General features: G+C 76.1%; 4 protein-coding genes. All 4 read right to left on the bottom strand.

Annotation, left to right across the window (positions count from 1 at the left end; genetic code table 11):
- Positions 1-150 precede the first annotated feature (150 nt).
- The 4 genes from ACFCY7_RS13435 to ACFCY7_RS13420 all read right to left on the bottom strand — a co-directional run bounded on the left by ACFCY7_RS13435 (position 151) and on the right by ACFCY7_RS13420 (position 6,208).
- Entirely contained in the window at positions 151-843 is a 693-nt protein-coding gene (locus ACFCY7_RS13435; RefSeq protein WP_376484138.1) for an RraA family protein, read from the bottom strand.
- 39 nt (positions 844-882) lie between these two features.
- Positions 883-3,114 carry a sulfatase-like hydrolase/transferase gene (locus ACFCY7_RS13430; protein ID WP_376484135.1) on the bottom strand — a complete coding sequence of 744 codons (2,232 nt, stop codon included), beginning with the start codon at positions 3,112-3,114 and terminating at the stop codon, positions 883-885.
- A gap of 263 nt (positions 3,115-3,377) precedes the next feature.
- Positions 3,378-4,820, bottom strand: coding sequence for a carboxylesterase/lipase family protein (locus ACFCY7_RS13425; protein ID WP_376484132.1), 1,443 nt, complete (start codon positions 4,818-4,820; stop codon positions 3,378-3,380).
- Positions 4,821-4,909: 89 nt separating this feature from the next.
- On the bottom strand, positions 4,910-6,208 hold the full coding sequence (locus tag ACFCY7_RS13420) for an MFS transporter (RefSeq protein WP_376484130.1): 1,299 nt from the start codon (positions 6,206-6,208) through the stop codon (positions 4,910-4,912).
- Positions 6,209-6,263 lie beyond the last annotated feature (55 nt).

The raw sequence follows: 6,263 nt of genomic DNA, 5'->3' as shown, positions 1-6,263 counted from the left end.
CCTCACGAGGCGTGGCCAGGCGGCGGACGCCGAAGAGGCCGGTCCCGTCGGCCGCCCACCGGGGGCCGGTCCGGCCGTGCGGACGCGGCCGGCCTACGCCCCGCCGTCACTCCTCGATCGCGCCCTCGTCACTCCTCGATCGCCCCCCCGTCACTCCTCGATCGCGCCGCCGATCCGGCGCAGATGGCGCCGGAAGGTGTACGCGGGGTCCTCGGCCCGGCCCTTCAGGTAGTCGTCGAACCGGGTCTGCGCGCGCAGGCTCTCGCCGGCCCTGATGCGGCGCGCCTGTTCGCGCTCGGTGCGGAGGATGCCCCGTGCGGTCTCCAGGACGGCCTCCGCGCGGTCGGCCGCCACGAAGAGGACCCCGTCGTCGTCGGCGAGGACCACGTCGTCCGCGGTCACCAGGTGGTCGCCGCACCGCGCGCTGCGGAGCGCGTCCGGGTCGCGCGGGTCGAGGCGGACGGGGCCCGGCGCGTGGCGCCCGTACGAGAAGACGGGCAGGCCGATCTCCACGAGGTCCGGCGTGTCCCGGTGCAGGCCCCACACGACGACGCCGGCGACACCGGCCGCCTCGGCCTCCAGGACGGCGAGGTCGCCGATGCAGGCCTCGTCGCGGCGCCCGTCGTTGTCGATGACGAGGACGTCCCCGGGTTCGGCGTGGGTGAACGCCTCCAGGAACACGTCGACGCTGCCGTGGTGCCGCACGGGCAGGGCCCGTCCGGCGACGCGCCGGCCGGCGACGACGGGCAGGATGCCGGCGGGAGCGGCGCGCAGCGGTTCGCCGAGCCGCACGCAGGCGTCGGCGACGAGGGGGGTGGCGAGGCCGGTGAAGTCGGTCGGCATCGGTGGTCCGTTCTGTGGGAGGGACGCGTCCCGCTCTCCCTACCCGACCGTGACGCGGGCCAAGGCCCAGGAGGTGTGGTCGAAGGACGTCCTGGCGTTGGCGTCCGTGACTTCCAGGCGCAGGACGCGGACGCCCCGGACGTCGAGGTCGACCGGGACGGGGCCGGTGGCGGCGGTCAGGACGGGGGTCGTCAGGAGGACGCGGCCGTCGCCGTGGACGACGGCGCGGGTGGCGCCGGTGGTGCTCTGGCGGGCGGAGAAGTCGTCGATGCCGACGAGGGCGGTGAACCGGTCCGCCGCGCCGCCGAGGTGGAAGGCGACGTCGCTGTACGCGTGGACCCCGAGGCCCTTGGGGTAGGTGGTGCCGCCGAAGGCGATCGGGGTGCCGTCGCCGGCGGCGTTCTTGCCGTTGGAGGAGTCGCGTTCGACGGGGCCCCAGCCGTTGACGGCGCGGATCCAGGGCAGGTCGGAGAGGTAGCTGTCGCGGGTGGGGGCCGGGGGCGGGGTGGTGACGGTGCCGTCGGCCGCATACCGGACGGGTCCGCCCGGGGCGAGCGCCGTGCCCTCGGCGGTCAGCGTCCAGGGGGCGGCCGCGGGCGCCCCGGCGGGCGCGGTGACCTGCCAGGCGGTGGTGAGCCGGGTGCCGGGGGCGAGCTGGGCCGTGGCGGTGGCGGTGGTGGCCCGTACGGTCCAGCCGGCAGGGGCGCGGAGGGCGAGGGCCGCCGAACTCCAGGCCCGGGAGGAGCCGTTGGCGAGCTCGGCGGTGACGCTGAACGGCTCTCCGGGCACGGCGAGCGGCGGCGTGGTGAGCTTCGCTCCGAACGGAGTGCGGGGATAGCCCTCCTGCCAGGAGGAGCGCATCAGCGCGACGAGTTCGGTGACGCGGGCGGGGTACCGGGCGGCGAGGTCGGAGGTCTCGCCGACGTCGGTGGCCAGGTCGTACAGCTCGACCTGCCACTGGTCGTCGGGCAGGGCGTGGTCGCGGACGGGGGCGAAGCGGACCGCCTTCCAGCGGTCCTTGCGGAGCGCTTCGGCGAGCCAGGTGGAGCGCTGCCGGTCCTGGGCGTCGGCGCGGCTCGTGACGCCCCGCTCGTCACGGAACCAGTACAGGTGGTCGTGGTGGGCGGTGGCCGCGCCGCCGCCGGTGAGCAGGGGCGCCGCCGAGAGTCCGTCCACGTCGGACGGGGCGGGGGCGCCGCCGAGTTCGGCGAGGGTGGGGAGGAGGTCGGTGAGCGGCGTCGGCCGGTCGCTCGTGCCGGGCAGGACGCGGCCGGGACCCCAGGCGATGAGCGGCACGCGGACGCCGCCCTCGTACAGGTTCCGCTTGTAGCCGCGCAGCGGGCCGTTGGCGTCGAACCGGTCGGGGTTGACCCCGCCTTCCTCGTGGGGGCCGTTGTCGCTGGTGACGAGGACGATGGTGTCGTCCTCGATGCCGAGCGCGCGCAGCCGGTCGACGACGTCGCCGACGAGGGCGTCGAAGAGGCTCACCTGCGCCGCGTGCCCCTTGTCGGCGGCGCTCCAGGTGCGTGCGGCGTACGCGCCGGTGTCGGGGATGTCGCTGGGGGCGTGCGGCACGGTCGGGGTGAGCAGCAGCAGGAACGGCTCGGCGGCGTGGCGGTCGAGGAAGTCGAGGGCCCGCTGCCGCAGCAGGTCCGGCGCGTACGTGCCCTTGGCGCCGCCCTGGTTGGCCGGGACGGGCTCCTTCACGCCGTCGCGCCAGAGGTACGCCGGGTAGTACTGGTGGGCGTGGCCGTGGTCGATGTAGCCGTGGAACTCGTCGAAGCCGCGGGCGTTGGGGTGGCTGTCCTGACCGGCGCTCTCCGGCCCGAAGCCCCACTTGCCGATGACGCCGGTGCGGTAGCCGCGGGCCTTGAGCACCTGGGCGAAGGTGGTGTCGGTGGCGGCGAGGGAGCCCTGCGACCCGGCCGGGTTGGCGCGGACCGTCGCGTGTCCGGTGTGCAGGCCGGTGAGGAGGGAGCAGCGGGAGGGGGCGCAGACGGCCGCCGTCGCGTACGCGTCGGTGAACCGCAGTCCGTCGGCGGCGAGTCCGTCGATGCGCGGGGTGGTGACGAGCCGCTGCCCGTAGGCGCCGAGCTCGCCGTATCCGAGGTCGTCGGCGACCACCACGACGAGGTTCGGCGGCCGGGTCGTGTCCTCGGGTACCGCCGCCCCGGCCGGTGCGGTCGTCGCCGCGACGGCGCCGGTGGCGGGCAGGGCGCCGAGGCCGATCGTGGCGGCGGACCCGGCGAGGAAGCTGCGGCGGCTGGACATGGCGGGGCTCCTCGGGGCGGCGGGTGCGGGTGGCGGTGCGCCCCACCGAGGTCCCGGACCGGCCGGTCGTACGGTCCGGGACCCGGGCGCACCACCGATCATCGTGGCGTCCGCCCGGGTGGACCATGCACGGCGCATGAAGAACGTGTGACACGGTCCGGGCCCGCTCGCCCCCGGGGCCGGACACCGGCGCGCCTTGCCTTCGGGCGCCCGCCCCTCGCCGGGCGCCCGTTCCCCGCCTTCGGGCGCCCCCGCTTCCGCCGTCAGTCCAGCCAGAGTTCGCGGACGCGGCGCACCGGGTCCGCGACGATCCGGGGCTCGGCGTCCCAGACCATCGTGGCGCGTTCGCCGGCGGTGTAGCGCGGCCAGTCGGCGCCGGGGTCCTGGTCGGTGACGAAGGCGACCCAGGCGCGGTGCAGGGCGTCGGCGAGCGCCCGCGGCGGTGCGTCGCCGGCGGCGGCCTCCACTCCTTCGGCGTCGAGCAGGTCGAAGGCGAAGGGCAGGTCCAGGCAGTGGAAGGCGAGCCCGGCGACCGGCGAGCGCCAGCTGAACTCGTAGAACCAGGTGGGCCGTTCGCGGGCGGCGCGGGCGTCGGCGACAGCGAGGTTCGGGGCGCGGAAGGTCGCGTCGGTCAGCGCCTGGCCGAAGAGCAGGTCCTCGCCGCCCGCCGCGTAGGCCTCGGCGAAGGCGGCGGTGCGGGCGGGGTCGAGGCCGAGGCCGCCGAGCAGGACGGGCAGCGGCGGCCCCTCGGGACCGGGCGCGGGGATCATCGTGAACTCGTGCTCGGTGAAGCCGAGCATCAGCGGGACGTCGGCGGCCGCGTCCCCCCGCGTCAGGGCGTCCCGTACGGGTACGGGGATCAGCTCGCCGTCCGCGAAGGGAGCGAGGGCCAGCATCGGCGGCAGGCCCTCGCGGTCCGGGCCGGGCTCCGCCAGGACGTCCTGGAAGTCGAGGAGTTCGTCGTCGGTCAGGTCGCGCAGGGCGGCGGCGGTGGCCGGCACTCCGGTGCGCGCGGTGAACAGGCGGGCGGCGGCGCGGGCCACCTCGGGGCCGTCGGGCGTCAGGACGGCGCCGGAGACGGAGATCCCGCCCCGGAAGAGGCCCTCGGCCGCGGGCACGGCCAGCAGCGTCTGCACGGCGCCACCGCCCGCCGACTGGCCCGCGATCGTCACCTTCGCCGGATCGCCGCCGAAGGCCGCGATGTTGTCCCGCACCCACTCCAGGGCCGCGATCCAGTCCCGCACACCGCGGTTGTCCGGAGCGCCCTCCAGACGCAGGAAGCCCTCGATGCCCAGCCGGTAGCCGAACGACACGACGACGACGCCGTCGCGGTTGAACGCCGCCCCGTCGTACCAGGGGCTGGCGGCCGAGCCCGCGACGTAGCCGCCGCCGTGGATCCACACCAGGACCGGCAGGCCCGCCGCCGGAGCGGTGTCGGGCGTGAACACGTTGAGGTTCAGGACACCGGCACCCGGGATCGACGGCTCCGGAATCGTCGTCACCTCGGCGAACGGCCGGCGCTGGGCCGTCGGCCCGTACGCCGTGGCGTCCAGCGGCTCCGACCACGGCTCCGGCGGCACGGGCGCCGCGAACCGCAGGTCGCCGACCGGCGGCTGCGCGTACGGGATGCCCAGGAAACGCGAGCTGCCGTCGGCACGGCGCTCGCCACGGACGGGGCCTCGGGTGGTGAGGACGGTGGTGCTCATGGGGTGCTGCTCCTTCTGCGCGGGGCGCCACGGGGCCGGGAAGGAACCGGGGGCCGGGAGCCGAGCGTGTCACCGCCTACTTACACGTGTCAATCCCGGTGCCCGGACCGCTCCCGCTCCTTCCGCCCCTCCTCTCCCCCCGCCGCCGCCAGGAGGCGGTCGGCACGCGGGAGCAGCAGCGGGGTCGCGAGGAGCAGGAGGCCCGCGAGCGCGATCGCCGCCCGCGGACCGGTGGCCGCCGCGAGAAGGCCCCAGAGTGCCGTCAGCGCCGCGACGGACGCCTTGCCGGTGACCGACCAGGCGGTCAGCGTGCGGGCGACGCGGTCGGCCGCGGTGAGACCGAGGCGGTGGGCCGCGAGCACCGGGTTGAACACTGCCGAGCAGGTGATCAGCGCGAACTCGACCCCCATGACGAGCAGCAGCCCGGTGCCCCCGGGGTGGACGAAGGCCAGCCCGACCGGCCAGCACACGCGCAGCACGCCCGCGACCCGCAGCACCCGGTGCCCGCCGTACCGCGCCGCCAGCGGCCGTGCCAGCCGCGACCCGACGAGCCCGCCGACGCAGGGGACCGCGAAGGCGAGGCCGTACTGCCACGGCGCGAACCCCAGCGGCCCCAGCATGAGGACGGCCAGCAGCGGCGCGGTCGCCATGATCAGCCCGTTGACCAGCACCGTGTTGAGGAAGAGCGGGCGCAGCAGCGGATGGCCGAGGATGTGGCGCCACCCCTCGACGAGGTCTGCGGGACGCGGGCGCCCCCGCTCGTCCCCGCCGCCCCGCGCCGCCGCCCACGGGGCCCGCGCCGGTGCGGGTTCGGCGCGTCCGATCGCGCGGATTCCGGCCGCCGAGAGCAGATAGCTCACGGCGTCGGCCAGCACGGTCGCGACCGGGCCGACGAGGACGAACAGGGCTCCGCCGAGCGGTGGGCCGAGAACGGTCGCGGTCCAGGTGGTGGACTCGAGACGGGCCTGGGCGCGGAGCAGGTCCTCGGGGCGCAGGAGCGCCTTGAGGCAGGCACCGGAGGCGGCCCCGAACGTGATGTCGGCGCCGGCGACGACGACGGAGACGACCAGGAGCTGGGTGAAGCCCAGCCGGTCGAGCGGGTACGCGCCGGCGACGCTCAGGAGCGCCGCGCACCGCGCGAGGTCCATCGCGATCATCACCGGCCGCTTGCGGCGGAACTCCACCCACGGCCCGAGCGGCACCGCGACCACCGCACCCACCGCGGCTCCCACGGCGGCGAGCGCCGCGACCTCGGCGGCGCCCTCGTGCAGCACGGTGATCGCGAGGAGCGGGAAGGCGTTGAACGCGATCCAGGTGCCCAGGGTGCTCGCCGCGAACGCCGCCCAGAGCCACCCGAAGTCCTGCCCGAGTGACGTCCCGCCCGCCATTCCCGTACCCCTCTCGCCGACCGGTGCGACAACCGCTTGTCGACCACCGACATCA

It is taken from the genome of Streptomyces sp. NPDC056361, assembly GCF_042262805.1.
Classification (GTDB): Bacteria; Actinomycetota; Actinomycetes; order Streptomycetales; family Streptomycetaceae; genus Streptomyces.
This window is presented reverse-complemented; position numbering and strand designations above follow the sequence as displayed.